The 26,244-nt window shown below is 73.8% G+C and carries 28 protein-coding genes and 1 pseudogene; 10 read left to right on the top strand and 19 right to left on the bottom strand.

From position 1 onward, the window contains the following. Positions 1-237: 237 nt before the first annotated feature. The 11 genes from ACZ7LK_RS07515 to ACZ7LK_RS07465 form a co-directional block, all read right to left on the bottom strand. Entirely contained in the window at positions 238-1,359 is a 1,122-nt protein-coding gene (locus ACZ7LK_RS07515) for a hypothetical protein (protein ID WP_471138920.1), read from the bottom strand. Continuing rightward, positions 1,359-2,045 (bottom strand): RNA polymerase sigma factor, encoded by a 687-nt coding sequence (locus ACZ7LK_RS07510; protein ID WP_392272686.1) that lies wholly within the window; start codon positions 2,043-2,045, stop codon positions 1,359-1,361. Before ACZ7LK_RS07510 ends, ACZ7LK_RS07515 begins: the two co-directional genes overlap by 1 nt. A 263-nt stretch (positions 2,046-2,308) precedes the next feature. After that, positions 2,309-3,322: a hypothetical protein gene (locus ACZ7LK_RS07505; RefSeq protein ID WP_471138917.1), complete on the bottom strand. Its 1,014-nt coding sequence runs from the start codon at positions 3,320-3,322 to the stop codon at positions 2,309-2,311. Continuing rightward, positions 3,319-3,879 (bottom strand): RNA polymerase sigma factor, encoded by a 561-nt coding sequence (locus tag ACZ7LK_RS07500; RefSeq protein WP_392272397.1) that lies wholly within the window; start codon positions 3,877-3,879, stop codon positions 3,319-3,321. The genes ACZ7LK_RS07505 and ACZ7LK_RS07500 overlap by 4 nt, the downstream gene beginning before the upstream one ends. Before the next feature lie 76 nt (positions 3,880-3,955). Beyond that, a complete protein-coding gene (locus tag ACZ7LK_RS07495) occupies positions 3,956-4,618 on the bottom strand; it encodes a DinB family protein (RefSeq protein ID WP_392272398.1) in 663 nt (220 codons plus the stop codon). A 148-nt stretch (positions 4,619-4,766) separates the two neighbouring features. Further along, positions 4,767-5,048, bottom strand: coding sequence for a hypothetical protein (locus tag ACZ7LK_RS07490; RefSeq protein WP_392272399.1), 282 nt, complete (start codon positions 5,046-5,048; stop codon positions 4,767-4,769). A gap of 99 nt (positions 5,049-5,147) precedes the next feature. Continuing rightward, positions 5,148-6,170, bottom strand: coding sequence for a hypothetical protein (locus ACZ7LK_RS07485; RefSeq protein ID WP_471138913.1), 1,023 nt, complete (start codon positions 6,168-6,170; stop codon positions 5,148-5,150). Between the two features lie 168 nt (positions 6,171-6,338). Further along, on the bottom strand, positions 6,339-7,019 hold the full coding sequence (locus ACZ7LK_RS07480; protein ID WP_471138910.1) for an SMI1/KNR4 family protein: 681 nt from the start codon (positions 7,017-7,019) through the stop codon (positions 6,339-6,341). A gap of 64 nt (positions 7,020-7,083) precedes the next feature. Next, positions 7,084-7,590: a hypothetical protein gene (locus ACZ7LK_RS07475; RefSeq protein WP_471138907.1), complete on the bottom strand. Its 507-nt coding sequence runs from the start codon at positions 7,588-7,590 to the stop codon at positions 7,084-7,086. 58 nt (positions 7,591-7,648) lie between these two features. After that, complete coding sequence (locus tag ACZ7LK_RS07470; protein WP_469465032.1) at positions 7,649-8,377, bottom strand: DUF4328 domain-containing protein; 729 nt, start codon at positions 8,375-8,377, stop codon at positions 7,649-7,651. Between the two features lie 209 nt (positions 8,378-8,586). Continuing rightward, positions 8,587-10,230 (bottom strand): beta-N-acetylhexosaminidase, encoded by a 1,644-nt coding sequence (locus ACZ7LK_RS07465; protein ID WP_392272404.1) that lies wholly within the window; start codon positions 10,228-10,230, stop codon positions 8,587-8,589. A gap of 144 nt (positions 10,231-10,374) precedes the next feature. Between ACZ7LK_RS07465 and ACZ7LK_RS07460 the strand changes: the two genes are divergently transcribed. From ACZ7LK_RS07460 to ACZ7LK_RS07430, 7 genes are all read left to right on the top strand, one after another. Then, the gene (locus ACZ7LK_RS07460) at positions 10,375-11,016 is read left to right on the top strand and encodes a 2-oxo-4-hydroxy-4-carboxy-5-ureidoimidazoline decarboxylase (RefSeq protein WP_392272405.1); all 642 of its coding nucleotides are present in this window, start codon (positions 10,375-10,377) and stop codon (positions 11,014-11,016) included. Positions 11,017-11,151: 135 nt separating this feature from the next. Next, positions 11,152-11,532 (top strand): succinate dehydrogenase, cytochrome b556 subunit, encoded by a 381-nt coding sequence (sdhC, locus tag ACZ7LK_RS07455; protein ID WP_005313117.1) that lies wholly within the window; start codon positions 11,152-11,154, stop codon positions 11,530-11,532. Positions 11,533-11,540: 8 nt separating this feature from the next. Next, positions 11,541-12,020, top strand: coding sequence for a succinate dehydrogenase hydrophobic membrane anchor subunit (locus ACZ7LK_RS07450; RefSeq protein WP_392272406.1), 480 nt, complete (start codon positions 11,541-11,543; stop codon positions 12,018-12,020). 22 nt (positions 12,021-12,042) lie between these two features. Next, positions 12,043-13,797 (top strand): succinate dehydrogenase flavoprotein subunit, encoded by a 1,755-nt coding sequence (gene sdhA / locus ACZ7LK_RS07445; RefSeq protein ID WP_469465034.1) that lies wholly within the window; start codon positions 12,043-12,045, stop codon positions 13,795-13,797. Further along, positions 13,797-14,555, top strand: a complete 759-nt coding sequence (locus ACZ7LK_RS07440; RefSeq protein ID WP_392272408.1) for a succinate dehydrogenase iron-sulfur subunit — start codon at positions 13,797-13,799, stop codon at positions 14,553-14,555. Before sdhA ends, ACZ7LK_RS07440 begins: the two co-directional genes overlap by 1 nt. A 163-nt stretch (positions 14,556-14,718) precedes the next feature. After that, complete coding sequence (locus tag ACZ7LK_RS07435) at positions 14,719-15,909, top strand: cytochrome P450 (protein WP_392272409.1); 1,191 nt, start codon at positions 14,719-14,721, stop codon at positions 15,907-15,909. Between the two features lie 11 nt (positions 15,910-15,920). Beyond that, the gene (locus ACZ7LK_RS07430) at positions 15,921-16,112 is read left to right on the top strand and encodes a ferredoxin (protein WP_392272410.1); all 192 of its coding nucleotides are present in this window, start codon (positions 15,921-15,923) and stop codon (positions 16,110-16,112) included. Positions 16,113-16,293: 181 nt separating this feature from the next. Here ACZ7LK_RS07430 and ACZ7LK_RS07425 read toward each other — a convergent pair whose 3' ends face one another. Then, the gene (locus tag ACZ7LK_RS07425) at positions 16,294-17,565 is read right to left on the bottom strand and encodes a metallophosphoesterase (RefSeq protein WP_392272411.1); all 1,272 of its coding nucleotides are present in this window, start codon (positions 17,563-17,565) and stop codon (positions 16,294-16,296) included. Between the two features lie 14 nt (positions 17,566-17,579). Beyond that, positions 17,580-17,831 (bottom strand): SCO4848 family membrane protein, encoded by a 252-nt coding sequence (locus tag ACZ7LK_RS07420; RefSeq protein ID WP_392272412.1) that lies wholly within the window; start codon positions 17,829-17,831, stop codon positions 17,580-17,582. A gap of 85 nt (positions 17,832-17,916) precedes the next feature. On the opposite strand from ACZ7LK_RS07420, the gene ACZ7LK_RS07415 reads away from it, so the two are divergent. Continuing rightward, positions 17,917-19,197 carry a D-alanyl-D-alanine carboxypeptidase family protein gene (locus ACZ7LK_RS07415; RefSeq protein WP_392272413.1) on the top strand — a complete coding sequence of 427 codons (1,281 nt, stop codon included), beginning with the start codon at positions 17,917-17,919 and terminating at the stop codon, positions 19,195-19,197. On the opposite strand, the gene ACZ7LK_RS07410 is transcribed toward ACZ7LK_RS07415, so the two are convergent. The 4 genes and pseudogenes from ACZ7LK_RS07410 to ACZ7LK_RS07395 all read right to left on the bottom strand — a co-directional run bounded on the left by ACZ7LK_RS07410 (position 19,130) and on the right by ACZ7LK_RS07395 (position 21,988). Continuing rightward, positions 19,130-20,032 carry a YihY/virulence factor BrkB family protein gene (locus ACZ7LK_RS07410; protein WP_392272414.1) on the bottom strand — a complete coding sequence of 301 codons (903 nt, stop codon included), beginning with the start codon at positions 20,030-20,032 and terminating at the stop codon, positions 19,130-19,132. The two genes, ACZ7LK_RS07415 and ACZ7LK_RS07410, sit on opposite strands and share 68 nt — an antisense overlap. Continuing rightward, positions 20,020-20,464: pseudogene (locus tag ACZ7LK_RS07405) on the bottom strand (GtrA family protein). Before ACZ7LK_RS07405 ends, ACZ7LK_RS07410 begins: the two are co-directional and overlap by 13 nt. Further along, positions 20,425-21,381 (bottom strand): decaprenyl-phosphate phosphoribosyltransferase, encoded by a 957-nt coding sequence (locus tag ACZ7LK_RS07400; protein ID WP_392272415.1) that lies wholly within the window; start codon positions 21,379-21,381, stop codon positions 20,425-20,427. The pseudogene ACZ7LK_RS07405 and the gene ACZ7LK_RS07400 overlap by 40 nt, the downstream one beginning before the upstream one ends. Next, the gene (locus ACZ7LK_RS07395) at positions 21,332-21,988 is read right to left on the bottom strand and encodes a phosphatase PAP2 family protein (protein WP_471138896.1); all 657 of its coding nucleotides are present in this window, start codon (positions 21,986-21,988) and stop codon (positions 21,332-21,334) included. The genes ACZ7LK_RS07400 and ACZ7LK_RS07395 overlap by 50 nt, the downstream gene beginning before the upstream one ends. A gap of 187 nt (positions 21,989-22,175) precedes the next feature. On the opposite strand from ACZ7LK_RS07395, the gene ACZ7LK_RS07390 reads away from it, so the two are divergent. Beyond that, on the top strand, positions 22,176-23,570 hold the full coding sequence (locus ACZ7LK_RS07390; RefSeq protein WP_471139556.1) for an FAD-binding protein: 1,395 nt from the start codon (positions 22,176-22,178) through the stop codon (positions 23,568-23,570). A gap of 15 nt (positions 23,571-23,585) precedes the next feature. Next, positions 23,586-24,347 carry a decaprenylphospho-beta-D-erythro-pentofuranosid-2-ulose 2-reductase gene (locus ACZ7LK_RS07385; protein ID WP_471138893.1) on the top strand — a complete coding sequence of 254 codons (762 nt, stop codon included), beginning with the start codon at positions 23,586-23,588 and terminating at the stop codon, positions 24,345-24,347. 87 nt (positions 24,348-24,434) lie between these two features. Here the strand turns inward: ACZ7LK_RS07385 and ACZ7LK_RS07380 are convergent, their stop codons facing one another. Together ACZ7LK_RS07380 and trpS are read right to left on the bottom strand one after the other, a co-directional pair. Next, entirely contained in the window at positions 24,435-25,025 is a 591-nt protein-coding gene (locus tag ACZ7LK_RS07380) for a 2'-5' RNA ligase family protein (protein WP_392272418.1), read from the bottom strand. A gap of 125 nt (positions 25,026-25,150) precedes the next feature. Then, positions 25,151-26,164, bottom strand: coding sequence for a tryptophan--tRNA ligase (gene trpS / locus ACZ7LK_RS07375; protein WP_471138889.1), 1,014 nt, complete (start codon positions 26,162-26,164; stop codon positions 25,151-25,153). Positions 26,165-26,244 lie beyond the last annotated feature (80 nt).

The raw sequence follows: 26,244 nt of genomic DNA, 5'->3' as shown, positions 1-26,244 counted from the left end.
GCGGGAGGGAAGAGAGGGCGCGGGCGGGACCGGGGGAACGTGTCCCGCCCGCGCCATGTGCGCTGAGCCGTAGGTACGGGGGGAACCCCGGCTCTTCGCGCTGCCGATGACCAGTCGGCTCACTCATTACTGCGCCGCCGGGCGGAAAAACGTCACACCCTCGCGGAAGTTTTTTTGAAACCGCTGGTCAGAGCCCTCTGAGCGAGCCTTCGACCGCTCCGGACGGGGCCGTGCGGGTCAGAAGACCAGGCCGGTGGGGCGCACGGAGAGGGCGGAGGGCGGCGGCCGCCAGGAGACCGGGGGGCGGGCCGCCCCGGAGTCGCCGCCGTCACGGCCGTCGTCGTCGCCGTCGCCCTCGCCGGAGCCGCCGTCTCCGCCGGTGCCGGTGCCCCCGCCGCTGCCGGAGTCGTCGCCGGAACCACCGCTGCCGGCGCCGGCGGAGCCGCCCGGGCCACCGGGGCCGTTCTGCTGGACGACGGCCAGCACCTTGTCGCACAGGGTCCTGATGTGGGCCGTGCCCTTGGCCTCGGTGGCCAGCCGCTCCCGCCGGTCCCGGTCGAGACTGCCGTCCCGGTAGTCCCGGCAGTCCTCGGCGGTCCGCGCCAGCCAGCCCGCGCTCCAGCCGGAGGAACCGGACGGGCCGGAGGAGCCGGAGGAACCGGACGCGCCGGTGTCCGCGCCCGCGGAGTCGCCCGCGTCACCGCCGGGCCGGTCGCCCGGCTCGTCGTCACCGCCCCCGCCGTCCGTTCCCGGGTCCGGCCGGCCCGGCACGCGCTCCGTACCCGGCCCGGGCGTCGCCGACGCGGACGGCGGCACGCTCCCGGTGTCGCCGGGCGTACCGGACGCGGCGGCGCCGGGCTCCCCGGTCGACGCGCCCGGCTCGGGCACGTCCGGAGTGGCTGCGGCGGACACCGACGAAGCCGGCAACGGCCCGGCGTCACCGCCCAGGACCGGCAGCACACCGGTGCCGGCGCCCACGGCCACGCCGCCGACCGCCAGTCCGGCGACCGACGCGGCCAGGCCCCACCGCACGGGCCGCGCCCAGCGGGTGCGCCCGCCGGGACCGGACCGGTCGCGCGCCGTGCCGGGTCCCGTCCCGCGCGGGGCGGAGGCCGCCGGCATCGCGGCGCGCGTCCCGGACGCCCGCTCCGCGCGCGCGGCCCGGAAGGCCGCCAGCGCGGCCTCCTCGCCGGGCAGTCCGCCGGGGGCGGGGTCGCCGGCGGCGCGCAGGGCGTCCAGCGCCCGCGCCACCTTCCGGGCCCGCTCCCGCGCGTGATCGTCGACGGGGCCGGCCGCTTCACCCCGCAGCAGGTTCTCCGCCGCGTCCTGGTCGAGCCATGCGTCCCGCTCGTCGGCCATCACATGTCCTTCTGCGTCCGCGAGCGCCATTGCGTCACACCGGCACGCACGGCGGAACCCGGGCGGCGCACCGGCTGTGGCGGTACGGCGCTGAGCGCGGTGGCAGGGATTCCGGCCGGTTCGTCCCCGTGGGCGGCGTCGGCGTCCAGCAGCTCGGCCAGCCGCTTCAGTCCCCGGTGGGCGGCGGTGCGCACGGCGCCGGGCCGCTTGCCCAGCGTCTTGGCGGCGCTCTTCGCGTCCAGCCCGACGACCACGCGCAGGATCACGGCCTCGGCCTGGTCCTGGGGGAGCTGCCTGATGAGGTCCATGGTGCGGCCGGTCGAGAGGGCCTCCATGGCCTCGTCCGCCGTGTCGGACTCGGCAGGCTTCTCGGTGAGCTCCGTCTCGTCCCCGCCGACCGCGGGGCGCCTGCCCCGCATGCGCAGGTGGTCGAGGGCGCGGTTGCGGGCGATACGGGCCGCCCAGCCGCGGAAGCGGTCGGCGTCCCCGCTGAACCGGTCGAGGTCGCGGGATATCTGGAGCCACGACTCGGACGCGACGTCCTCCGCGTCGGCGTCGCCGACCAGCGTGCGTATGTAGCCGAGCAGCCGCGGGTGCACGGCGCGGTACACAGCACGGAAGGCGTCCTCGTCCCCGTCCTGCGCCGCGAGCACCGCGGTGGTCAGCTCCGCGTCGTCCCCCAGCACTCCCACTACCTGTTCGTCATCGCGGCTGGTCACCGCCGTTGTCACGCCCGGCGCGCAGCAGCACGCTACGTGGTCGTCCGGCATCCCGTCCACGTCTTGTACAGCTTGCAACATCACACTGACCGAGAGCGGTGTGACAGAAAACGCACCCGCGGCGCTGTTAGGAGTACGGGGCCGTACCACGGACCCGTGGACGGCGACCGGGGCCTCTCCTGTGGGGGGTGGCGGCCCCGGTCGTCCTCCGCTCCGGACGTACGTGCGGGTCACGGCTTCCCGTCCGGGCCGCCGGCCCCCTGCCGGCCGCCCTGCCCACCGGAGCCGCCGGCGGCCCCGTCGCCGCTCTTCCCGCCGCTCACGCCGCCGGTCCCGCCGGAGTGCTTCGCGCCGGAGCCGTTTCCGCCGGTGCCCTTCGCGCCGGAACCCTTCGCGCCGGAGCCGTGGCCCGGCTTCCCGGCGGTCTTCTTCCCGCCGGTCTTCCCTCCGGCAGCCTTGACCGGCTTCCGGTCGGCACCCTGGCCGGGCTTTCCGCCCGCGCCCTCGCCGGGCTTCCGGCCGGTCGTGTGGCCCGTCTCACCGCCGCCCTGTCCCGGGTGCGCACCCGGTTTCCGGCCCTCGGTGGGGCCGGTCCCGTCCGGCCGGTGACCGCCCTTCGACGGGGAGTGATCCGGTCCGGACGGCCCGCCGGTCCTCCCGATGCCCTTCCGCCCGTCCTCGTCCCCGTCACCGTGCCGGCCGGCGCCCTTGCCCTTGCCCTTTTCCCTGGCCTCGTCGTCCTGCCCCGAGGCGCCGGCGGGGCCCGTGCCGGCCGCCGGCGAACCGGCCGGCCGGGACGCCGGGCCGGGCCGGGCGCCGGGCCGCTCCGTGAGCGGCGACGGGGACGTGCCACCGGTCGGGGACACGACCGACGGCCGCGGCCCCGGCACCGCCCCGCCCTCCCCACCGCCGAACGGCGAGGGGATCGCCCCGGTCTGCGCCGCCATCGCGACACCGCCCAGCAGTACCGTCGCCGCGAGCCCCATCGCGGCGGTCCGCACCGTACGCCGCCGGTGCCGCATCCCGGCCGGCCGCCAGTCGTCGCGGCGCCGGGTCCGGCGCGCCGCGTGCGCGCCCTCGTCCCTGGCCGCCCGGAACGCCGCGACCGCCCGCTCCTCGCGGGCCGGGTCGACCTCGCCGTCCCGTACGACCGCCGCCAGCAGCGCGGCCGACACCGCGCCGGCGGCGTCCATCGCGTCACCGTCCGGGGCGTCACCGCCCCGCGGCCTCCTGTCCTTGCTCATCCCCTAGCTCCGCCCTGCGCCAGTCGCCCGGCGAGTTTTCTCAGTCCTCGGTACGCGGCGGTGCGCACCGCTCCGGGCCGCTTGCCCAGCACGCGCGCCGTCGCCCGGCCGTCCAGACCCACGACGACACGCAGGAGCACCGCTTCGGCCTGCTCGCGCGGCAGCCCGCGGATCATCGCGAGCGCCTGCTCCGTCGACAGGCTCTCCAGCGCCGCCGCGGCGGTGTCCTGACCGTCCGGCAGATCCAGTACGTCCTGTTCGATTAAAGCGGTACGGGGGCTCCGCTTCTGTTTGCGCAGGTGGTCGAGCGCCCGGTGGCGGGCGATGGTCGCCGTCCAGCCGCGGAAGCCGGCGCCGTCGCCCCGGAAGCGCCCGAGGTCCCTGGCGATCTCCAGCCAGGCCTCGGCGGTCACGTCCTCCGCGTCGTCGCCGACCAGCCCGCGCACATAGCCGAGCAGCCCCGGGTGGACCAGCCGGTACGCCCGCGCGAACGCGGCCTCGTCCCCCTGCTGGGCGCGCTCGACGGCAGCGCCGAGTTCCGTGTCGTACGCCCCCACACTGCCCTCTTCGCGCCGCCCGTCACACTTCCCCTGTACTGCTCTGCGTCCGCCGACGCGAAAGTGTCACACCCCGTCAGTCTCCCGCCACCGCCGCGTGCCAGCGCCAGGAGGCCGGCCGCTCCCGGCCCGGGAGGTCACCGCGGCCGGTCGCCCACAGCAGGGTGGGCCAGGCGGGGGTGTCCGCCGGCGCGTCGGGGAAGAGCCGCGCCAGCGCGCGGCGGCAGAGGCCGGGCGCGGGCTCCCAGGGCAGACCGAGCCCCTGGGCGATGTCGTACCCGTGCACCAGGGTCTCGACGACGCCCATGGCGGCGAAGCCCTCGGCGTCGGACACGCCGTACACGTGGTGGGCCCGGGCCTCCGGCGGGGTGACCCGCGCCATCGCGGCCAGCATCGCCCCGCACGCCTCCAGCACCTGGAGCAGCCCGGCCACCCCGGCCTTCCGGTCCGCGTAGGTCACGTTGGCCGGCCCGCCCGGACGGCGCGGCTCCCAGAGGAAGGGCACGTCGCCGTCGAGCGGTGGCCGCTCGGGGCCGAGCTGGGCGGCGTACGCGAACAGGTCGTCGGCCAGGTGCTCGGCGGTCTCCCAGCAGGTCCACTCCAGGGACCCGGCAGGGGCGTCCCAGTCGGACGCGCTCTCCGCCGGGCGGAAAGTGTCCACCGCCAGGCGCACCGCGCTCCGCACGTCCTCGGCGGTGACGGGGGCGGTGCCGGCGCCGGCCGGTCCTTCGGTGCTCATGGTGCTCCTCGCCGCACGACAGCAGTTCCGCCGAGCCCCTCCGCGCGGGCCCCGCGCCCGCAGTTTCGCACGGCGGCCGCCGGGCCCGCCGGTCGATTCCGGTGTCCCGCCCGGGGGTGCCCACCGCCCGGTGCTCCGGGCGCCGTGGTCACCGGACGGGCTCGGCCCAGGCGGCGTACGCGAGGACCGTCTCGCCGTCCGCCACGTCCAGGCGGGCCCGCGGGCCGTAGTGGACGCGGTAGACGAGCCCCTCGATCTCGACCAGCCCGCACTCCGTACCGCCCGCCGCCGGCTCCCGGAAGCCCGGGCTCTCCGTCACGTCCCACCCGGCCTCGCGGGCCAGGAACACCCACTCCTGGTAGGCCTCCTCGTTGCCGCCGGCGTCCGGGTCGGTGTCGCCCACCCGGACGAGGATCTGCACGGGATCCACTCGCCGCCCCTGCGCCATCGCCGCCGACCTCCCGCCGCTCCGGGGCTCTGCACCACCTGTGGCGACGAGTCCCCCGTCGAGCGCGGTCGGAACACCTCCCTAGGCGGCGTCCTCGGGGAGACCCTCTTCGAGGCCCTCTTCGGAGAGGTCGCTCTCGGCGAATTCCTCGTCCTGCATCATGGCGCCGGCGAAGCCGCCGAGGAGCTCCTCCAGGTCCAGCTCGGTGGCTCCGGCCGGGGCCGTGGGCTTGGTGCCCCCGCCCATCTTCAGCACCAGGCCGAACTTCTTGACCTTGGCGTTCTCGGCCAGCTTGGCGAGGTCGACGTACACCTCGGTCAGCTCACCGTTCTTGAGCGTGAAGTCGGCCGAGACCTTGGTGTCGGGGGCGTCCTTCAGGTCGCTGTCCGACGGCAGCTCCATGCCGGGCGGCAGGTCCTTCGCGAGCGGACGGATCTCGCCGAGCAGCTCCGTGATCAGCGTCCGGAACGGGGCCGTGGCGGTGATGTGCTCGGTGCCGTCCTCGCCGCCGGCGGTCTTGAAGTCGACCTCTCGGGCGATGACCTCGCGCACGGCCTCCAAGAGCTTCTTCTGGGTCTTGGCGTCCAGGGAAGGCTCGGGCGACGGCTTGGTGCCGGGCGCCTGGCCCATCTCCTGGCCGGCCTTCTCCATCTCCTCGGTGTTGAACCTGACCCACTCGCCCTCCATCGCCTTCTTGAGGCCCGCGGCCTCCGGAGGCAGCTCGTCGGCGGGCGGCATCGGGAAGGCCATCGCCTTGCTGAGGGCTTCGACGTCGGACCGGATGTAGGTGTAGTCGCCGACGACCCGGTACTCGACGAGGTCGCCGTCGGGGTTGCTGACCTTCATGGCCATACCGACGAGGTCCTTCTCCTCGGACTCGTCGATCGGCTTCTTCGACTCCACCGTGACGCTGATCTTCGCGCCGCTGATCAGCTCGGCGGCCTCGTCGGGAATCTCCTCGCCGGGCTCCGGGTCGGACTCGGCGTCCAGCTGCTTGAGGGTCTTGGCGTCGACGTCCAGGTCCAGCTCGAAGGAGAGCGACTTCTCCTTGCCCAGCTTCTCGAAGGCCTGGTCCAGCTTCTTCCCGGCGGAGAGCTGCTCCACCGTGCCGCAGGCGGCCGAGCCCGCCAGGACGGCGCCGACGACTGCGGTGGCGGTGAGGGTCTTGCGTATGGCGGTGATGATGGTCTCCTCGTAGGTCCGATCACTGCGTGACCGTTCAGGAGACTCACAACTCCCCCACAGGGTTGCCCTGCTGTCGCGTTCCGGGTGTCATTCCCCGTCGAACCACGGTCTGCCCGCGGCCCAGTGGGCCACCCACGCGGCGAACCCCCCGCCGGCCGGTCCGGGGGCGTGACGGGGCTCCGCCGTGGCGGGTTCCGCCGTGGAGGGCTGTGCGGCGGGCCGCGCGGCGAAGGGGACCGCGCCCTCGCCGCTGATGTGCCAGACACTCCCGCGTCCGGGTCCGGTGACGACGAGGTGCCAGTACATGCCGCACCCGTCCGTCCCGAGGACGAGTGAGCCGTGGTCGAAGACCCGGTCGACGAGCGGCTCGATCTCCTCCTCGGGCCGTTCGTCGTCCTCCCAGGACCAGGCCTCGGTCAGCGGGAAGGGCCGGGAGAGGTCACGCTCGGGCCGGTCGTCGCCCCAGCAGGCGGGCAGTTCGGCGAGCGCGGTCATCCCGTAGTCCGGCGGCCCGGCGGGCGAGCCGTCGGCCACCTCGGCGACGCACGTGCGGTACGGCTCGGGCAGGACGACCCCGTGCTCCGCCTCGAAGGCGTGCACGGCCGCCCATCCCAGGGCCGGCGCGCCGCCGTCGCCCGCGCCGAAGGCCGCGCGGAGGAGGGCGAGGTCGGCCGGATCGGGCCGCTCGGCGTGCGGGGGCCGCTCGGCGCGTACGGACTGGTCGGCGCGTACGGACTGGTCGGCCGGTACGGCCCGTTCGGTGTTCATGGCGCCCATGGATACCAGCCGGGTGTGACAACGGGATCCGGCCGGCCGCGCCGCGTCCGCCCGGTCAGGCGCCGCGTTCGCGCCGTGAGACCACGGCCCGCAGCACCCGCCGGCCCTCGGCCGCGGCGTCGAGCACCGGGCGGAGGCCGACGGGCCGGCCGTCCGCCGGGGCGTCCGCGAGGAGCTCCAGGACCTGGACCTGCCGCCGTTCCTCGGCGTCCAGCAGCGGTCCGCCGCCGAGCCGCCGGTGCAGCTCCAGCGCGGCGCCCGAGCAGGAGCCGGCCCAGACGCGCAGCGCCGCCGCCTCCCAGGCGGCCGGGGCGGCGGCCAGCATGGCGCGTACGGGTGCGGCGGCGTCCCCGCCTGCGTCGGCGGCCACCGCGGCGCGGACCTCCTCCAGCCGGCCGGTCCAGCCCGCCCCGCCCTCGGCCACGCTGCCCCACAGCGGGCGCAGCAGGTCGTCGGGCGCGGGGCCGAGCAGGGGGAGGCAGCGGTCGAGGCAGGCGAGCGCGGCGGCGGCCAGCCCCCGTTCGCCTGCCCGGGCGATCAGTTCCTGCGCGCTCTGACTCATGGACGTCTCCCGTCGCGGACGCGGTACTCCCCTTACTGCGCCGCCTGGCCGGAATTCGTCACTCCGTGTGGCGGGAACCCATCGGTTGGGCGACGACGGGCACGGGCGCGCCCAGCGCCTTGGTGTGCTGCATCGCCGTCAGCCGGCGGACGACGAGGACGGCGCACACGGCCGCCGCGACGCTCAGGGAGTCGGCGGCCACCATCAGCCGCGCGGCGGCCACGAGCCGCTCGGGCGAGTCCGCCTTGTCGTACGCCATCGCGGCCGCCCGCCCGACGAAGACCGTCAGGAGCCACAGCGCCCACCACACGTTCACCACGGTGGCCGGCTCCTCATCCGCATGGACGCCGTACGGGGCGCGCCCGCTCGCCCGCCAGCTCTCGCGGACGATCCGGCGCGGCATCCAGAGGTTGACCACCGGGACGAACCAGCCTCCGATCGCCCAGCCCGCGCCGCTGGTCGGGATGCCGGGGGCGAGCACGGCGGCGTTCACCCGTACCCGGTGGAGCCACACGACGAAGACGACGGCGGTGGCGACCAGCGTCAGCACCTGGGCCCGTCCGGCCGTGGTCATCAGCAGGTCGGCCCGCTCGGCCCGGGCCTCCGCGCCGTCCCACCCGCCCGCCGCCACGTCGCTCATGAACCCGTACAGACGGAGGTCGGCGAACACCGCGAACAGGTCCGCGGCGATCACGGCGCACAGCAGGGTGACGACGGCGTGCCCGAGCCCCACGGGCGACCGGAGGAGGGGACCGCCGCCGCCGGCCGGCACCGGCGCGGGGCTCACCGGCGGTACGGAACCGGCCGCCGGCGCCGGCCGGGGCGCCGCGCCGGGCGCCGTCGCGGCGCAGTCGCCGCAGCGGCCTTCCTCGGTCGGAACCGCATGGGTTCCGCAGTGCACGCACGACATGGACCGATTGCCCCCCCCGGACGACGGACGCCCCTCCCCCGGGGCGTCAGGTGCGCGGCCGGCCTCGGCCGCCCGCGCACCGTACCTCAGCCGCCGCCCAGCCGGTTCGCCAGTGCGCGGAAGTCGTCCCAGGTCAGCCGGGGCTTGGCCGGGTCCCAGAGCTTCTGGGCCGTCGCCCGCAGGGGCATCCGGATGCCGGCGGCCACCTGGGCGGGGGTCTGCGCGCCGGCCAGGTCGCACCAGACGGCGAACCGGCCGCCGAGGATCTGGTCCGCGTACCGGGCGGGCACCGCCGAGGAGCCGCGCAGCACCAGCGGCGTCCACTCCTGGTAGATGCGGCGGCCGGTGGGGTACGTGAACTGGTTCGGCTCGCCGAGCACGTAATAGAGGTACTCGTCGTTGAGGTTCACCACCCGGCGGCCCTCGCGCAGGTACTGCACGGGTTCGCGCGCGCCGATCTCCTTGCCGGTCCAGTACTCGACTTCGATGTCCTTGCCGGCGTCCACCACGCCCCCGGCGAAGAAGCCGTCGTTCCAGGCCTTGGCCCTCTTGCCCGCCGCGCCCACCACGGCCGCGCGGTCGTTCAGCCAGCCGGTCGCCAGGTCCTCGACGCCGGCGCCCGGCCCGTACCGCTCGCGGGCCGCCCGGGCGAGCTGCGGGTAGGAGGCGGCCGGGTCGCGCACGGTCAGCGCCTGGTACTCGTCGGCGCCGACGTGGAACCACCGGCCGGGGAACAGCGCGGCGTACTCGCGCAGCAGGTCGTCGACGATCCGTGCCGCCGCGGGCCGCGAGATGTCGATGGCGCCCTGCCGGGGCGTGCCCTGGACGTTGAGCAGCCGCAGCTCGGGGTGCGCCCGCAGGACGGCGCCGAGGTGCCCGGGCGAGTCGATCTCGGGGACGACGGTGATGTGCAGCCGGGCGGCGAGGGCCAGGATGCGGCGGACCTCGGCCTTGGTCAGGTGCTCGCGGGAGACGACCTCGGGGTGCGAGGCGGACTGGATGCGGAAGGCCTGGTCGTCGGAGAAGTGCAGGCCGAGCTGGTTGAGCTTGAGGTCGGCCATGTCGCGCAGCCGGTCCTCGATCCAGGCCGCGCTGAAGTGCTTGCGGGCGATGTCGAGGTTCAGGCCGCGCTGCGGCTTGCCGGGCCGGTCGCGGACGACGCCCTCCGGCACAATCCCGCCGGAGCGGAGGGCCTGTTTGACGGTGCGGGTGCCGTAGAAGACGCCGGCCTCGTCGGGGCCGGATATCCGGACCCGTCCGCCGCGGGTGGTGAGGGTGTACGACTCGGGGCCGCCGGCCTGCCCGGTGTTCAGGGCCAGCTCGATGTCGCCCGGGCGGGCCGGCGCCTCGCCGCGGTAGGCGGTCCCCAGCTCGCCGGCGAGGAGCCCGGCCTCGTCCGCGAGGGCGCCGCTGCCCTTGGCGACGACGACCGCGCTGCCCCGGCCGGGGCGCCAGCCGGGTCCGCGGGCGGGTTCGTGGTCGCGTACGGAGGGGATGGTGCGGGGCCACGTGGAGACCGGATACGTCCGTGTGGGTGATGGCGTGGGCGACGGCGTGGTCGATGCCTCGGGGGTCGGTGCCGTGGTCGCGGGGGTGGTGGCGGTGCCGGGCGCCGCCGTGCCCGGGTCGCCGCCGGCGTCCCCTCCGCAGCCCGCGACCGTGAGGGCGAGGGCCACGGCCGCGACGAGTCCCCCTGTGCAGTGCCGGTTCACGCGCTTACCTCCGTCCATGGGTGTCCATGGCTGTACGGAAACTCTCCCTTCCGAGTGAACTTCTCGCATCTCCCGTACGGCACACGCTCACCCTGGGTAATGTTGTGCCCCTTCCCTCACACCATCCGCACATCTCCCGCTGCCCTTGTCGAGGAGCCCACGATGGCCGGCGATCCCACCGCAGGTGCCCCGAAGCGACCGCCCGCCCTCCCGGCGAGGGCCGGGATGCCCGGCGCGGCTCCCGCCGGCACGGCCGGGGCCCGTCCGCGACACGCCCGGGCCATACCTGCCCAGGGGCACGGGGGCCACGCCCCGGAGAGCCTGGCGCTGTTCAACGCGGCGCCCGCCGGTGCCGCCGAGGCAGCGCTGCTGGCCTGCTGCGGCAGCCGCCACTGGGCGCGGACGATCGCCGCCCACCGCCCCTACCCGACGCTGGACGCCCTGCTCGCCGCCGCCGACGAGGCGGGGTACGACCTGGCCGGCGCCGATCTGGACGAGGCGCTGGCCGACGAGACGTCGGCGGGCCTGCCGCCCGGCACCCCCTCGGCCGCGCTCACCGCGTGGGAGGCCGCGCACACGGAGTACGAGAGCCGCTTCCACCACGCGTTCGTGATCTGCCTGGACGGCCACCGGCCCGAGGAGCAGCTCAACCATGCGCTGTCGGCCATCCACACCCGGATGAGCCACCCCCCGGAGAAGGAGCGCGCGATCGCCGCCGACGAGCTGCGCCGTCTGGCTCGTGCCCGTTTGTCCCGTCTGATCGGACGGGCCGACCCCCCGGGTAGCCCGTCCGTGCCTGTTTGATCACACCTGAGGACCCCGCGCGAGGGATCCGACAAGTCGTCGCTACGATGACCGGGGCCGGTGGACCGTACCCGGCCGGGTCAGACCGACATCGAAGCCGGCCGACCCTGATCCCCGCTCCCGGAGGGTTTTTCCGTGCCGGCTGGAACGCTGTACCGCGGCCGGGAAGGCATGTGGTCGTGGGTGGCTCATCGAGTCACCGGCGTCCTCATCTTCTTCTTCCTGTTCGTACACGTGCTGGACACCGCTCTCGTCCGCGTCTCTCCCGAGGCCTACGACGAGGTCGTCGCCACCTACAAGACGCCGATCGTCGCGCTGCTGGAGTACGGCCTCGTGGCCGCCATCCTCTTCCACGCGCTCAACGGCCTTCGTGTGATCGCCGTGGACTTCTGGTCCAAGGGCCCGCGCTACCAGAAGCAGATGCTCTGGTCCGTGATGGCCATCTGGTTCGTCCTGATGGTGGGCGCTCTCTACCCCGTCCTCGGCCACGCCGTACGCGAAGTGTTCGGGAGCTGATGTCCGAGATGTCCACTGACCTCACCAAGTCCGCCGTCGGCCCGGTCGAGGGCGCGAGCCTGTACGACGTCGACAACCCGGCTCCGTACATCGAGCCGCCCCGCAAGCGGACGGGGAAGACCCCGAAGTCGACCCGCGGCAACTTCGAGATGGCCGCGTGGCTCTTCATGCGCCTGTCCGGCATCGTGCTGGTCGTCCTCGTCATCGGCCACCTGCTCATCCAGCTCGTGCTGGACGGCGGCGTCTCCAAGATCGGCTTCGCCTTCGTGGCGGGCCGGTGGGCGTCCCCGTTCTGGCAGGTCTGGGACCTGCTGATGCTGTGGCTGGCGATGCTGCACGGCGCCAACGGCCTGCGTACCGTGATCAACGACTACGCCGAGCGCCCGAACACGCGCCTGTGGCTCAAGGGCCTGCTGTACACCGCCACGGTGTTCACCATCCTTCTGGGCACGCTGGTGATCTTCACCTTCGACCCGAACATCCGCTAGGCACGGGGCTGAGGAAATCCGCATGAAGATCCACAAGTACGACACCGTCATCGTCGGCGCCGGCGGCGCGGGCATGCGCGCCGCCATCGAGGCGACGAAGCGCAGCCGTACCGCCGTGCTGACGAAGCTCTACCCCACCCGCTCCCACACGGGCGCCGCGCAGGGCGGCATGGCCGCCGCGCTGGCGAACGTGGAGGAGGACAACTGGGAGTGGCACACCTTCGACACGGTCAAGGGCGGTGACTACCTGGTCGACCAGGACGCCGCCGAGATCCTGGCGAAGGAGGCCATCGACGCCGTCCTCGACCTGGAGAAGATGGGCCTGCCGTTCAACCGGACCCCGGACGGCACCATCGACCAGCGCCGCTTCGGCGGCCACTCCCGCAACCACGGCGAGGCCCCGGTCCGCCGGTCCTGCTACGCCGCGGACCGCACCGGTCACATGATCCTCCAGACGCTGTACCAGAACTGCGTCAAGGAGGGCGTGGAGTTCTTCAACGAGTTCTACGTCCTGGACCAGCTCATCACCGAGGTCGACGGCGTCAAGAAGTCCGCCGGTGTGGTCGCCTACGAGCTGGCCACCGGCGAGATCCACGTCTTCCAGGCCAAGGCCGTGATCTACGCGTCCGGCGGCACCGGCAAGTTCTTCAAGGTGACCTCCAACGCGCACACCCTGACCGGTGACGGCCAGGCCGCCTGCTACCGGCGCGGTCTGCCGCTGGAGGACATGGAGTTCTTCCAGTTCCACCCGACGGGCATCTGGCGCATGGGCATCCTGCTGACGGAGGGCGCCCGCGGTGAGGGCGGCATCCTCCGCAACAAGGACGGCGAGCGCTTCATGGAGAAGTACGCGCCCGTCATGAAGGACCTGGCGTCGCGTGACGTCGTGTCGCGCTCCATCTACACGGAGATCCGCGAGGGCCGCGGCTGCGGCCCCGAGGGCGACCACGTCTACCTGGACCTGACCCACCTGCCGCCGGAGCAGCTCGACGCCAAGCTCCCGGACATCACCGAGTTCGCGCGGACGTACCTCGGCATCGAGCCCTACACGGACCCGATCCCGATCCAGCCCACCGCGCACTACGCCATGGGCGGCATCCCGACCAACGTCGAGGGTGAGGTCCTGTCGGACAACACCACCGTCGTGCCGGGTCTGTACGCGGCCGGCGAGGTCGCGTGCGTGTCGGTGCACGGCGCCAACCGCCTGGGCACCAACTCGCTGCTCGACATCAACGTCTTCGGCAAGCGCGCGGGCATCGCCGCCGCCGAGTACTCCGCCAAGGCCGACTACGTCGACCTGCCGGAGGACCCGGCCTCCTTCGTCAAGGAGCAGGTCGAGCGCCTGCGCAACTCCACCGGCAGCGAGCGGGTCTCGGTGCTGCGCAAGGAGCTCCAGGAGACGATGGACGCCAACGTGATGGTGTTCCGCACCGAGCAGACGATCAAGACGGCGGTCGAGAAGATCGCCGAGCTGCGCGAGCGGTACAAGAACGTGTCCATCCAGGACAAGGGCAAGCGGTTCAACACGGACCTGCTGGAGGCCATCGAGCTGGGCAACCTGCTCGACCTGGCCGAGGTCATGGCCGTCTCGGCGCTCGCCCGCAAGGAGTCCCGCGGCGGTCACTACCGCGAGGACTACCCGAACCGCGACGACGTCAACTTCATGCGCCACACCATGGCGTACCGCGAGGTCGGCGCCGACGGCTCCGAGACCGTGCGTCTCGACTACAAGCCCGTCGTCCAGACCCGCTACCAGCCGATGGAGCGTAAGTACTGATGGCTACCCCTGTACTGGACAAGGTCGAGGCGGACTCCGCCGCCTCCCCGTACATCACGGTCACCTTCCGGATCCGCCGGTTCAACCCGGAGGTCTCGGACGAGGCGCAGTGGCAGGACTTCCAGATCGAGATCGACCCGAAGGAGCGTGTGCTCGACGGTCTCCACAAGATCAAGTGGGACGTCGACGGCTCGCTGACCTTCCGGCGGTCCTGCGCGCACGGCATCTGCGGCTCCGACGCGATGCGGATCAACGGCAAGAACAGGCTCGCCTGCAAGACGCTGATCAAGGACATCAACCCGGAGAAGCCCATCACGGTCGAGGCCATAAAGGGCCTGACGGTCCTCAAGGACCTGGTCGTGGACATGGAGCCGTTCTTCCAGGCGTACCGCGACGTGATGCCCTTCCTCGTCACCAAGGGCAACGAGCCGACGCGTGAGCGGCTCCAGTCCGCGGAGGACCGCGAGCGGTTCGACGACACCACCAAGTGCATCCTGTGCGCCGCGTGCACGTCGTCCTGCCCGGTGTTCTGGAACGACGGCCAGTACTTCGGTCCGGCCGCGATCGTCAACGCCCACCGCTTCATCTTCGACTCGCGCGACGAGGCCGGCGAGCAGCGGCTGGAGATCCTCAACGACAAGGACGGGGTGTGGCGCTGCCGCACCACGTTCAACTGCACGGACGCCTGCCCGCGCGGTATCGAGGTCACCAAGGCGATCCAGGAAGTGAAGCGCGCGCTGATCACGCGCCGCTTCTGAGCCTCCCGGCACGCCGCCGAAGGGCCCGTTCCCCCCGGGGAACGGGCCCTTCGGGCTGTCCGTCGCCCGTACCGGTGGTTTGGCCGAACTAGGTGTAGACCGGATGGATGCCTGAGGCATGTAGTGGGGATCGGCCATCCGACTCTTCGCTTGCGAGGCCCCCATGACGGAAGCCGTGGCGTTCCCCCAGGACCGCACGTGTCCCTACCACCCGCCCACCGCCTACGCACCGCTGCGCGAGGCGCGGCCGCTGTCCCGGATCACGCTCTACGACGGCCGCTCGGTCTGGGTCGTCACCGGGCACGCCGCCGCCCGGGCACTGCTGTCCGACCAGCGGCTGTCCACCGACTCGACGCACGAGTCCTTCCCCATCCCCACGGAACGCTTCGCGGCCGTGCGCAGCCGCCGCCGGGCGGCCCTGCTGGGGGTGGACGACCCGGAGCACAACCTCCAGCGGCGGATGCTGATCCCCAGCTTCACGCTCAAGCGCACGGCCGCCCTACGTCCGCGCATCCAGCGGACCGTGGACGACCTGGTCGACGCCATGGTGGCGCAGGGACCGCCGGCCGAGCTGGTGTCGGCCTTCGCCCTGCCGGTGCCCTCCATCGTGATCTGCGACCTGCTGGGGGTGCCCTACGCCGACCACGAGTTCTTCGAGTCGCAATCGCGCCGGCTGCTGCGCGGCCCCACCGGGGCGGACACCGAGGACGCCCGCGACCAACTGGAGGGCTACCTCGGCGACCTGGTTGAGCGGAAACGCGACAAACCCGGGAACGGTGTCCTCGACGACCTCGTCGCCCAGCAGCTCGCCCACGGCCACCTCGACAAGCAACTGCTGGTGGAGCTGGCCACGATCCTGCTCGTCGCCGGTCACGAGACCACGGCCAACATGATCTCGCTCGGTACGTTCACGCTGCTCCGGCACCCGGAACAGCTGGCCGAGCTGAGGGCGGACCCGGCGCTGATGCCGGCCGCCGTGGAGGAGCTGCTGCGGTTCCTGTCGATCGCGGACGGGATGCTGCGGGTGGCGACGGAGGACATCGAGGTGGCGGGGGTGACCATCCGTGCGGACGAGGGCGTCGTCTTCTCGACGTCCGTCATCAACCGGGACACCTCCGCGTACGACGACCCCGACACCCTGGACTGGCACCGGTCGGCCCGCCACCACGTGGCGTTCGGCTTCGGCATCCACCAGTGCCTGGGGCAGAACCTGGCACGGGCCGAGATGGAGATCGCGCTGGGGACGCTGTTCGCCCGGCTGCCGGGACTGCGGCTGGCGGCCCCGGCCGGGGAGATCCCCTTCAAGCCGGGGGACACGATCCAGGGGATGATCGAACTCCCCGTCACATGGTGAGGACAGGACGCATGGACATTCTGATCGACAGGGCCCTCTGCATCGGTGCCGGGCAGTGTGCCCTGACCGCGCCCGGCGTGTTCACCCAGGACGACGACGGCTTCGGCGAACTGCTGCCGGGCAGGGAGGACGGCGCCGGCAGCCCCCTGGCCCGCGAGGCGGCCCGGGCGTGCCCGGTGGGCGCGATCAAGGTCTCGCCCTAGGGAGTGTCCGGAAAGTATCGGGGTCCGCCCGGAGGGCGGGGGCCGCGGTGTCCGGTGCGTGCGATCGCAAGGCGGAGGAGAGAGTCGATGCGGAGCATCGGCGACCGACGACAACGCCGCGAGCGCGCGTGCAGGACACCGCGGGCCAGGCGAGACTTTACGGACACGACCTCCGCGGCGGCTACGCCCGCTTCGACGCCAGTTCCACGACCGTGATGTCAGACGGCGCGCCGACCCGGACGGGCGGACCCCAGGCGCCCGCGCCCCGGGACACGTAGAGCTGGGTGTCGCCGTACCGTTCCAGCCCGGCGACGGTGGGGTTGGCGAGCTCGGCGAGGTAGTTGCCGGGCCAGAGCTGGCCGCCGTGGGTGTGGCCGGAGAGCTGGAGGTCCACCCCGTGCTCCACCGCGTCGTGGATGACGACGGGCTGGTGGGCGAGCAGGACGGCGGCGCGCGACCGGTCGCGGTCGCCGAGGGCGGCGGTGAAGTCCGGTCCGTCGCCGTAGTTCTCCCCGGCGACGTCGTTGACCCCGGCGAGGTCGAACCCGGCCTTCTCGACCCGCTCGTTGCGCAGCGGGCGCAGCCCGAGTTCGCGGACGTGGTCCACCCACTGCTGGGCGCCGGAGAAGTACTCGTGGTTGCCGGTCACGAAGAACGAGCCGTCCCGGGCCCGGAGGCGGGCGAGCGGCTCGGCGGCCGGGCCGAGGTCCTCGACGTCCCCGTCGACCAGGTCGCCCACGACGGCGATCAGGTCCGGCTGGGTGGCGTTGACGGCGTCGACCACGCGCTGGGTGTGGGCGCGGCCCAGGACGGGCCCGAGGTGGACGTCGCTCACCACCGCGATCCGGTACCCGTGCGCCGCCCGGGGCAGCTTGGCCAGCGGCACGGTCACCCGCTTGACGCGCGGCCCCCGCAGGACGCCGTACGTCCCGTACCCGACGGTCCCGGCGGCCGCCGCGGCGGCGGCCCCGCCGACCACGCGCGAGACGAGCAGCCGCCGGGTGACGGCCGGGGCCGTGGGCGCGGCCGGGGGCGGTGCGGGGGCGTCGCCGGCGGGCGGCACCGGACCGGACGCGGGCGGTGCGGGGGCCGTGGCGGCGGGGACGGGGACGGGCGTGTCCGGGGCGGCGGGCGCCCGGCGGTCCAGGGCCCGGTGCAGCAGGGGGCGTACGGCCTCACCCACCGCCAGCGCGAGCACCACGTACAGCAGCAGCGCCAGCCACAGGAAGCCCGGCCAGGACACCGCCTGCTGGAGCGGGAACGGCGCGCCCGCGCGGCCCGCCGTCAGCGCGGCCACCGACAGCAGCGGCAGGACGACCAGGGCGATCGTGCCCAGTCGCCGCGCCCTGCTCCCCGGCAGGGTCACATCGCGCACCAGGCGCCGCCAGACGTACCAGTGCACCACCGCCAGCAGGCCGAGGACCCCGACGAGCACCAGCAGGACGAGCAACACGGGCCCCCCACCTCCTATTCGGCGCGCGGATCACGGCGCGAGGCGCGGACGCCACGCAACCCGATGACGCCCACGACCGTCCCCAGAACAAAGGACGTGAGGGCGAGCAGCAAATGAACCCAGAAGTAGGCCGTCGGGTCGCCCGCGTCGTCGAAGGCGAGACCGCTCCCGTCGTTCCAGAGATTCTTGACGAAAGTGATCCAGATGAACCAGCTCCACACCCCGAAGGCGAGCAGGAACCAGGAGGCGGAGCGGCTGAGCTTCATGGAGCCAGTATCGCCGCCGCCGGTCGGGGGCCTCCTGCGGGGTGTGGTGCCGGCTTCCGCGGACGCTCCCTGTACGTTCTCGACCGTGTCCGCTTTGAAGAAGACCGTCGCGGTGGTCGCCGCCGCCGCGCTGCTGCCCGTCCTCGCCGCCGCTCCGGCCCTGGCCGCCCCGCCGGCCGACGAGGGCGACAAGCAGCCCAAGCCGCCCGCCGCGATGTCGACGGTCGGCGGGACGAAGCTCGGCAGGCCCGGCACCCAGGTGAACCTGGCCCCGGGGGTGCCCGTGCTGCCCAAGGAGGTGACGGGCCGCTCCTGGATCGTGGCGGACGCGGAGAGCGGTGACGTGCTGGCCTCGCACAACGCCCACTGGCGGCTGCCCCCGGCCTCCACCCTGAAGATGCTGTTCGCGGACACGGTGCTGCCCAAGCTCCCCCGCACCAAAACGCACGTGGTCACCCCGCAGGACCTGGCGAAGGTCGGCGCGGGGTCCAGCCTCGTCGGGGTCAAGGAGAAGCAGTCCTATACGGTCCACGACCTGTGGCTGGGGGTCTTCCTCCGCTCCGGCAACGACGCCGTGCACGTGCTGTCGGCCATGAACGGCGGCGTCGACAAGACGGTGAAGGACATGAACGACCGGGCCGCCGAGCTCCAGGCGCTCGACACGCATGTGGTCTCGCCGGACGGGTACGACGCCGCGGGCCAGGTGTCGTCCGCGTACGACCTCACGCTCATCGCCCGCAGCGGCATGCAGAACAAGGACTTCCGGGAGTACTGCTCGACGCCCCGCGCGCAGTTCCCGGGGGAGGTCAAGCCCGGTAACAAGAAGCGCTCCACGTTCGAGATCCAGAACACCAACCGGCTCCTGACCGGTGACTTCGGCATCCCCGCCTACCAGGGCATCGCCGGGGTGAAGAACGGCAGCACGACGCACGCGGGCGCCACCTTCACCGGGGTCGCCGAGCGGGGCGGCAAGGTGCTGCTGGTCACCGTGATGAACCCGTCGGCGAAGGAGAGCCACGCGGTCTACAAGGAGGCGGCCCGGCTGCTGGACTGGGGCTTCACGGCGGCCGGGAAGGTGAAGCCGGTGGGCGAGCTGGTGCCGCCGACGTCGGCGGGGACCGGGGAGGGTACGGACGGCGGCGGCATGGCGCAGACCGGGCCGGGCGGCGGCGACCAGGCGGCCGGTGACGGTTCCGGGCGGGCGACCGTCGCGGCGGCCGGCGGCTCGAACGGCGCGGGGACGGCGCTGGCGGTGGCCGGCGGGGTGCTGGTGCTGCTGGCGGGCGGCTGGTTCGTGGTCAACCGACGCTGGCCGCTGCCCGATCTGGTACGGCGTCGTCGTCAGTCCGGGTCCGGGAGCGAGTAGCGGTCCAGGCGGCGCAGTACAGCAGCAGCTTGGCGGTGAAGTTGATCCACAGCAGGAGCGCCACCGGCACCCCGAACGCCCCGTACATCGACTTCGCCGCCACGCCCTTCATGTAGCCGCCGAGCAGCAGCTTGAGCGCCTCGAAGCCGACGGCGCCGATCAGCCCGGCGACCACCAGGCGGCGGCGCGGCGGCTGGACGCCGGGCAGCAGCGTCAGGACGTACAGCAGGATCAGGAAGTCGGCGACGACGGCGGCCGCCACGGCGGCGGCCTGGAGGAGCACCCCGCCGGCGCCGCTGCCGGAGATCCCGAGCCGTTCGGCGGTCCAGCCGACGGCGGTGGAGCCGAGGCCGGACGCCGCGAAGGACGCCAGGCCGGTCGCGCCGAGGCCGGCCAGGATCACGGCGTCCTTGCCCTTGCGCACCACGGGGTTGCCCTCGTCGCAGTCGTCGGTCCCCCACACGGCGCGCAGGCAGTCGCGCATGGAGCCCACCCAGCCGATGCCGGTGAACAGCAGCAGGGCGCCCGCGACCAGCCCGACGGTGCCGGCGTTGGCGACGAGCGCGTCGAGGTCGAGCTGGTCGGAGATCCCGGGGACCTGCTCGGCGATCTTCTCCTCCAGGTCACGGAGCTGCTGGTCGCCGAGCAGCGCGGCGCCGACGGCGGCGGCGACGGTGATCAGCGGGAACAGCGCGAGGAAGCTGGTGAAGGTGATGGCGGCGGCCAGGCGGGTCCAGTGGGCGCGGTCGAGCGTCTCGTACGAGCGCCAGGCGTGGGTGCGCGTCAGCCGGGCGGCCCAGGGGCCGATGACGGGGAGCTTGGTCAGCCAGTCCATGGCGTGCCCCTACCCCTTCGCCCCGAAGACCAGTGTGCGGGTCCCCCAGAAGCGCACGCAGGTGGCGAGGACCATGCCGACGCCGAGGCCGGAGACGGTGTCGGCGAGCGGGGAGGTGAGTCCGAGCCCGTAGTGCGAGGCGCCGAGGCAGGCAAGCTGCACGGCGGCGCCCGCGAGGTTGACGGCGAAGAACGCCGCGTACCGGCGGAGGTGGAGCGCGCGGCGGCGGTAGGTGCCGAGGGCGTTGCCCAGGTAGGCGACCGTGCAGCCGGCGAGGAAGGCGAGGCCTTTGGCGGGCAGCGGGTCGAGGTGCGGCCGGAGGAGCAGGAACAGCGCCAGGTCGGCGGCGTACGCCACCCCGCCGGCGAGCAGGAACCCGGTGGCCTCTCGCCTCACGGGGCCGCGACCGCCATCCCGTACATCGCCAGCCACACCAGGCCGATGACGGCGAGGGGGCGGTCGCGCAGCACGACGTCCTCGGGTGCTCCGGCGGTGCCCCGGTCGGCGAAGACGGCGTAGCGGAGGACGGCGAGAATGAAGGCGATGGTGGAGAGCTGGCGCCAGGTGCCGCTGTGTTCCAGGGCCCAGAGGCAGTAGCCGAGCACGGCGACGCCGGCGGCGAGCTGCCAGACGAACCGCAGGTAGCCGGTGGTGTACTCGGTGAGCAGGAGGCGGGTCTCCCCACCCCGCCCGGCCATCTGCACGGCTTCGGAGTAGCGCTTGGCGGCGACCATGAAGAGGGCGCCGAAGCCGGTGGTGATGAGGAACCAGCGCGAGAGCGGGATGCCGAGGGCGACCCCGCCGATCATGGCGCGCATCACGAACCCGGTGGTGACGACGGCGAGGTCGACCACCAGGACGTGCTTGAGGCGCAGGCAGTAGGCGAGCTGCATGGCGAGGTACGCGGCCAGCAGCGCGGCCGTCAGAGCGTTGCACAGGGTGGCGGCGCCGGTGAGCGCCCCGAGCGCCAGCACGGCGCCGGTGCCGTACGCCACGGGCACGGGGACGTCCCCGGCGGCCACGGGGCGGCGGCACTTGACCGGGTGGGCGCGGTCGGCCTCGGCGTCCCGGGCGTCGTTGACGAGGTAGACGGCGGCGGCAGCGGCGGTGAACAGCACGAAGACGAGGCCCAGGTGCAGGGCGGTGTGCCGGGACACCAGCTGGCCGGCGGCGGCGGGGGCGGCGACCACGAGGAGGTTCTTGACCCACTGGCGGGGGCGGGCGGCCCGTACGAGGCCCAGCGGCAGCGCGGCGGCCGGGGGCACCGGGCGGGCGGCGGGCCGTGCCGCGACGGTCGGCTCACCCACGGCGGCGCCCCGGGGGGCGGATGCAGAAACGATCCGCCTCATGACCGGTCCCGAGGCGGCGGGCGCCCGCGCGATCCGGCTCCGGGCGCCCCGCCCCCGCCCGGGGCACCCCCGCCCCGCGCAGCACCCAGCGCCCGCCGAGCCGCGCGGTCACCGCCCCCAGCAGGGCGCCGGCCGCCACGTCGGTCGGATAGTGCACGCCCACCACCAGGCGGGACAGGCACATGGCCGCCGCCACCGGCGCCCCCACCCGCCGGGCGCCCGGGCGCAGCACGCCGAAGACGGCCGCCGCGGCGACGGCCGACGTGGCGTGGGAGCTCGGGAACGAATGCCGCCCCACCACCGCCCGGGCGGCACCGCCCCGGGCGGCGGCCGGGCGCGGCCGGGGACGGCGCACCAGCCGCTTGAGGGCCATGCTCGTCAGGTGGGCCGTGGCCGTCAGGGCCGTGGCCCGCAGCCAGGGGCCGCGCCGCGCGCGGTCGGCCGCCGCGCCGGCCAGCCCGGTCACGAGCCAGAGCGCACCGTGCTCCCCCGCGTACGACAGGGTCCGCGCGGCCGCCGCCACGACCGGCCGGCGGTGGCCGCAGCCGTGCAGCGCGTCCAACAGCCGGTGATCGGCGCCCTCCCACCGGGCGCCCGCGAATCGCATCCTCCGCCACCCCTTTCGTCGTCCCTGGACGGGTGCACCACGGGCGACTCTGGCGTGCCGCGCACCGGAGAACGCGGCAATCTTTGATGACACTCGTTTAATCACCCATTTCGGCGAGTTGGACGACGCAACCGACAAACCCCTCAAATGACCCAAGTGCGGCGATACGGTCGCCTCCATGCCGTCCATGCCGTCCGCGACCCCCGCGCCCGCGCCCGCCCCCGCCGGCCCGTTCATCGAGTCCGCCGAGCCGGTGACCGGCTGGGGCCGCACCGCTCCCACCGTCGCCCGCGTCCTGCGCCCCCGCAGCTACGAGGAGGCCGCCGCCGCCGTCCGCGCCTGCGGTACCCGCGGGGGCATCGCCCGCGGCCTCGGCCGCGCCTACGGCGACGCCGCGCAGAACGCCGGCGGCGCCGTGCTCGACATGACCGGCCTGGCCCGTATCCGCTCCATCGACGCGGACGCCGGGCTGGTGGTGTGCGACGCCGGGGTCAGCCTGCACCGCCTGATGCAGGTGCTGCTGCCGCTCGGCTGGTTCGTGCCGGTCACCCCCGGCACCCGGTACGTCACCGTCGGCGGGGCGATCGGTGCCGACATCCACGGCAAGAACCACCATGTCTCCGGCTCGTTCGCCCGCCACGTACGGGCCTTCGACCTCCTCACCGCCGACGGCACGGTCCGCACCGTCCTCCCCGGCACCGACCTGTTCGACGCGACCACCGGCGGCATGGGCCTGACCGGGGTGATCCTCTCCGCGACGGTCCGGCTGCTGCCCGTGGAGACCTCCCTGATGTCGGTCGACACCGAACGGGCCACCGACCTCGACGACCTGATGGCCCGCCTCACCGCCAACGACCACGGCTACCGCTACTCCGTCGCCTGGATCGACCTGCTCGCCCGGGGCGCCGCCACCGGCCGCGCCGTCCTCACCCGCGGCGACCACGCCCCCTATGACGCCCTGCCCCGGCGCGCCCGGCGCGACCCCCTGGCCTTCCGGCCCGGCCGGCTCCCGGCGGCGCCCGCCTTCGTCCCCGACCGGCTCCTCGGCCGCCCGGCGGTGGGCCTGTTCAACGAGCTCTGGTACCGCAAGGCGCCCCGCCACCGCACCGGCGAACTCCAGCGCCTGTCCTCCTTCTTCCACCCCCTGGACGGCGTCCCGCACTGGAACCGGGTGTACGGGCGCGGCGGCTTCGTGCAGTACCAGTTCGTCGTCGGGTACGGGCGGGAGGACACCCTGCGCCGGATCGTGCGCCGGATCGCGCGCCGGGGCTGCCCGTCGTTCCTGGCGGTGCTGAAGCGGTTCGGCGAGGGCGATCCCGGCTGGCTCTCCTTCCCCGTGCCGGGCTGGACGCTGGCCCTTGACATCCCGGCCCGGCTCAGCGGCCTCGGCTCGTTCCTGGACGAGCTGGACGAGGAGGTGGCGGGCGCGGGCGGACGCGTCTACCTCGCCAAGGACTCCCGGCTGCGTCCCGACGCGCTGCGGGCCATGTACCCCCGGCTGCCGGACTTCCTCGCCCTGCGCGCCGAGCTCGACCCGGACTCGGTGTTCACCTCCGACCTCGCCCGCCGCCTGTCCCTGTGAAGGAGTACGCCCGTCATGAAGGACGCCTTCGGCGCCCCCCAGTCCCTGCTCGTCCTCGGCGGTACGTCCGGGATCGCCCTGGCCACCGCCCGCCGTCTGATCGCGCGCCGGACCCGCACGGTCTGGCTGGCCGGCCGGCCCTCCCCCGCCCTGGACGCCGCGGCGGATTCCCTCCGGGAGCTCCGCACCGGTGTCGCCGTCCGCACGGTCCCGTTCGACGCCCTGGACCCGGGCGCGCACGAGGAGGTCCTGGGCAAGGTGTTCGCCGAGGGCGACATCGACATGGTGCTGCTCGCGTTCGGCGTCCTGGGGGACCAGGCCCATGACGAGGCCGCCCCGCTGGACGCCGTCCGCGTCGCCCAGACCAACTACACCGGCGCCGTCAGCGCGGGGCTGGTCTGCGCCGGCGCCCTCCAGGCCCAGGGCCACGGCTCGCTGGTGGTGCTGTCGTCGGTGGCCGGGGAGCGGGCCCGGCGGGCCAATTTCATCTACGGCTCCAGCAAGGCCGGGCTCGACGCCTTCGCCCAGGGCCTGGGTGACGCGCTGCACGGCACGGGCGTGCACGTGATGATCGTCCGGCCCGGCTTCGTCCGGACGGGGATGACGGCCGGGATGCCGGAGGCGCCGCTGGCGACGACCCCGGAGGCGGTGGCGCACGCCATCGAGCTGGGGCTGCGGCGCCGCTCGGAGACGGTGTGGGTGCCGGGCGCGCTGCGGCCGGTGATGGCGGCCGTGCGGCACCTGCCGCGCCCGCTCTTCCGGCGCCTGCCGATGTGACGACTGCCGGGCGGCCGGGGCCGGTCCGCACCGGGGCCTGGCCGGGTCCGGACGTGCTCCGGACGGGCCGGACCGGCGCCGGGTGCGTCAGCCCCGGGTGGTGGCCGGCTCGTCGACCGGTGAGCCCTGGGCGGGTACCGACGGCCCGGGGCGGCCGGTGCCGAAGTCGTACTCGGACAGCTTGCGCCACACCCCGTCCGCGCCCTGCTCGTACAGCGCGAAGGAGCCGACGGTCCACGCCGCCTCGAAGTCCGCCAGCTCCTCGTACGCCCGGTCCATCGCCTGCTCGGAGATGCCGTGCGCCACGGTGACGTGCGGGTGGTACGGGAACTGGAGCTCCCGCTCCAGCGGGCCGGAGGTGTCCCGGACCCGCTGCTGGAGCCAGGAGCAGGCCGCCGCGCCCTCCACCACCTGGACGAAGACGACCGGCGACAGCGGCCGGAAGGTGCCCGTGCCCGACAGCCGCATCGGGAAGGCCCGGGAGGCCGCCGCGACCTCGGCGAGGTGCGCCCGGACCGCGGGCAGCCGGGCCGCCTCGACCTGGGTCGGCGGGAGCAGGGTGACGTGCGTGGGGATGCCGTGCGCGGCGGGATCCCCGAAGCCCGCGCGCCGCTCCTGGAGCAGGCTGCCGTAGGGCTCCGGGACCGCGATCGAAACGCCGAGCGTTACGGTCCCCACGTCGTTCTCCTCATGTGTCGAATCGGTCGTCGTCGTCTTCCGCCGCCAGTGTGGCGGCTGGACCCGTCGCGTGGCCAGAGTCGTTGGTTCCGGCACCGGTGCGCCGGACCCCGCGGGGGCGGGGCTCAGTGCTTGGCCGGCAGGAAGCCCACCTTCTCGTACGTCTGGGCGAGCGTCTCGCCGGCGACCGCGCGGGCCTTCTCCGCGCCCTTGGCCAGGATCGAGTCCAGCGTCTCGGGGTCGTCCAGATATTCCTGGGTGCGGGTCCGGAACGGGGTGACGAAGTCGACCATGATCTCCGCCAGGTCGGTCTTCAGCGCGCCGTACAGCTTGCCCTCGTAGCTCCGCTCCAGGTCGGGGACGGGGGTGCCGGTGAGGGTGGACATGATCGTCAGCAGGTTGCTGACGCCCGGCTTGTCGACAGGGTCGAAGCGGATCACGGTGTCGGTGTCGGTCACCGCGCTCTTCACCTTCTTCGCGGTCGCCTTCGGCTCGTCCAGGAGGTTGATCAGGCCCTTCGGGGTGGAGGCCGACTTGCTCATCTTGACCGCCGGGTCCTGGAGGTCGTAGATCTTCGCCGTCTCCTTCAGGATGTACGGAGCGGGGACGGTGAACGTCTCACCGAAACGGGCGTTGAAACGCTCGGCGAGGTCGCGGGTCAGCTCGATGTGCTGGCGCTGGTCCTCGCCCACCGGCACCTGCTCGGCCTGGTACAGCAGGATGTCCGCGACCTGGAGGATCGGGTAGGTGAACAGGCCGACCGTGGCCCGGTCGGCGCCCTGCTTGGCGGACTTGTCCTTGAACTGGGTCATGCGGGAGGCCTCGCCGAAGCCGGTCAGGCAGTTCATGACCCAGCCGAGCTGGGCGTGCTCGGGGACGTGGCTCTGGACGAAGAGCGTGCAGCGCTCCGGGTCGAGGCCCGCGGCGAGGAGCTGGGCGGCGGCGAGCCGGGTGTTGGCCCGCAGCTCCGCCGGGTCCTGCGGGACGGTGATCGCGTGCAGGTCGACGACCATGTAGAAGGCGTCGTGGGTCTCCTGGAGCGCCACCCACTGGCGGACCGCACCGAGGTAATTGCCGAGGTGGAAGGAGCCGGCGGTGGGCTGGATCCCGGAGAGCACGCGAGGACGATCAGAGGCCATGTCCCTCATTCTCTCAGTTGCCGCCGACAGGTCGGGAACGCCGCCGGATGAGACGAGCGACACAGGTCCCCCGGCGGCCC

The organism is Streptomyces sp. NPDC039423 (assembly GCF_055598725.1).
The sequence above is the reverse complement of the archived record's forward strand: the minus strand, read 5'-3'. Positions and strand labels throughout refer to the sequence as shown.

Excerpts from the sequence above, each read along its gene's own strand:
- ACZ7LK_RS07515 (WP_471138920.1), bottom strand. The coding sequence starts at position 1,359 with ATGGCCGACGAGCGGGACGCATGGCTCGACCAGGACGCGGCGGAGAAC.
- ACZ7LK_RS07460 (WP_392272405.1), top strand. The coding sequence starts at position 10,375 with ATGGCCGGCGATCCCACCGCAGGTGCCCCGAAGCGACCGCCCGCCCTC.
- ACZ7LK_RS07465 (WP_392272404.1), bottom strand. The coding sequence starts at position 10,230 with ATGGACGGAGGTAAGCGCGTGAACCGGCACTGCACAGGGGGACTCGTC.
- ACZ7LK_RS07480 (WP_471138910.1), bottom strand. The coding sequence starts at position 7,019 with ATGAACACCGAACGGGCCGTACCGGCCGACCAGTCCGTACGCGCCGAC.
- ACZ7LK_RS07400 (WP_392272415.1), bottom strand. The coding sequence starts at position 21,381 with ATGAGGCGGATCGTTTCTGCATCCGCCCCCCGGGGCGCCGCCGTGGGT.
- ACZ7LK_RS07420 (WP_392272412.1), bottom strand. The coding sequence starts at position 17,831 with ATGAAGCTCAGCCGCTCCGCCTCCTGGTTCCTGCTCGCCTTCGGGGTG.
- ACZ7LK_RS07430 (WP_392272410.1), top strand. The coding sequence starts at position 15,921 with ATGGACATTCTGATCGACAGGGCCCTCTGCATCGGTGCCGGGCAGTGT.
- ACZ7LK_RS07395 (WP_471138896.1), bottom strand. The coding sequence starts at position 21,988 with ATGCGATTCGCGGGCGCCCGGTGGGAGGGCGCCGATCACCGGCTGTTG.
- ACZ7LK_RS07390 (WP_471139556.1), top strand. The coding sequence starts at position 22,176 with ATGCCGTCCGCGACCCCCGCGCCCGCGCCCGCCCCCGCCGGCCCGTTC.
- ACZ7LK_RS07450 (WP_392272406.1), top strand. The coding sequence starts at position 11,541 with ATGTCCACTGACCTCACCAAGTCCGCCGTCGGCCCGGTCGAGGGCGCG.
- ACZ7LK_RS07475 (WP_471138907.1), bottom strand. The coding sequence starts at position 7,590 with ATGAGTCAGAGCGCGCAGGAACTGATCGCCCGGGCAGGCGAACGGGGG.
- sdhA (WP_469465034.1), top strand. The coding sequence starts at position 12,043 with ATGAAGATCCACAAGTACGACACCGTCATCGTCGGCGCCGGCGGCGCG.
- ACZ7LK_RS07495 (WP_392272398.1), bottom strand. The coding sequence starts at position 4,618 with ATGAGCACCGAAGGACCGGCCGGCGCCGGCACCGCCCCCGTCACCGCC.
- ACZ7LK_RS07410 (WP_392272414.1), bottom strand. The coding sequence starts at position 20,032 with ATGGACTGGCTGACCAAGCTCCCCGTCATCGGCCCCTGGGCCGCCCGG.
- ACZ7LK_RS07435 (WP_392272409.1), top strand. The coding sequence starts at position 14,719 with ATGACGGAAGCCGTGGCGTTCCCCCAGGACCGCACGTGTCCCTACCAC.
- ACZ7LK_RS07505 (WP_471138917.1), bottom strand. The coding sequence starts at position 3,322 with ATGAGCAAGGACAGGAGGCCGCGGGGCGGTGACGCCCCGGACGGTGAC.
- trpS (WP_471138889.1), bottom strand. The coding sequence starts at position 26,164 with ATGGCCTCTGATCGTCCTCGCGTGCTCTCCGGGATCCAGCCCACCGCC.
- ACZ7LK_RS07440 (WP_392272408.1), top strand. The coding sequence starts at position 13,797 with ATGGCTACCCCTGTACTGGACAAGGTCGAGGCGGACTCCGCCGCCTCC.
- ACZ7LK_RS07385 (WP_471138893.1), top strand. The coding sequence starts at position 23,586 with ATGAAGGACGCCTTCGGCGCCCCCCAGTCCCTGCTCGTCCTCGGCGGT.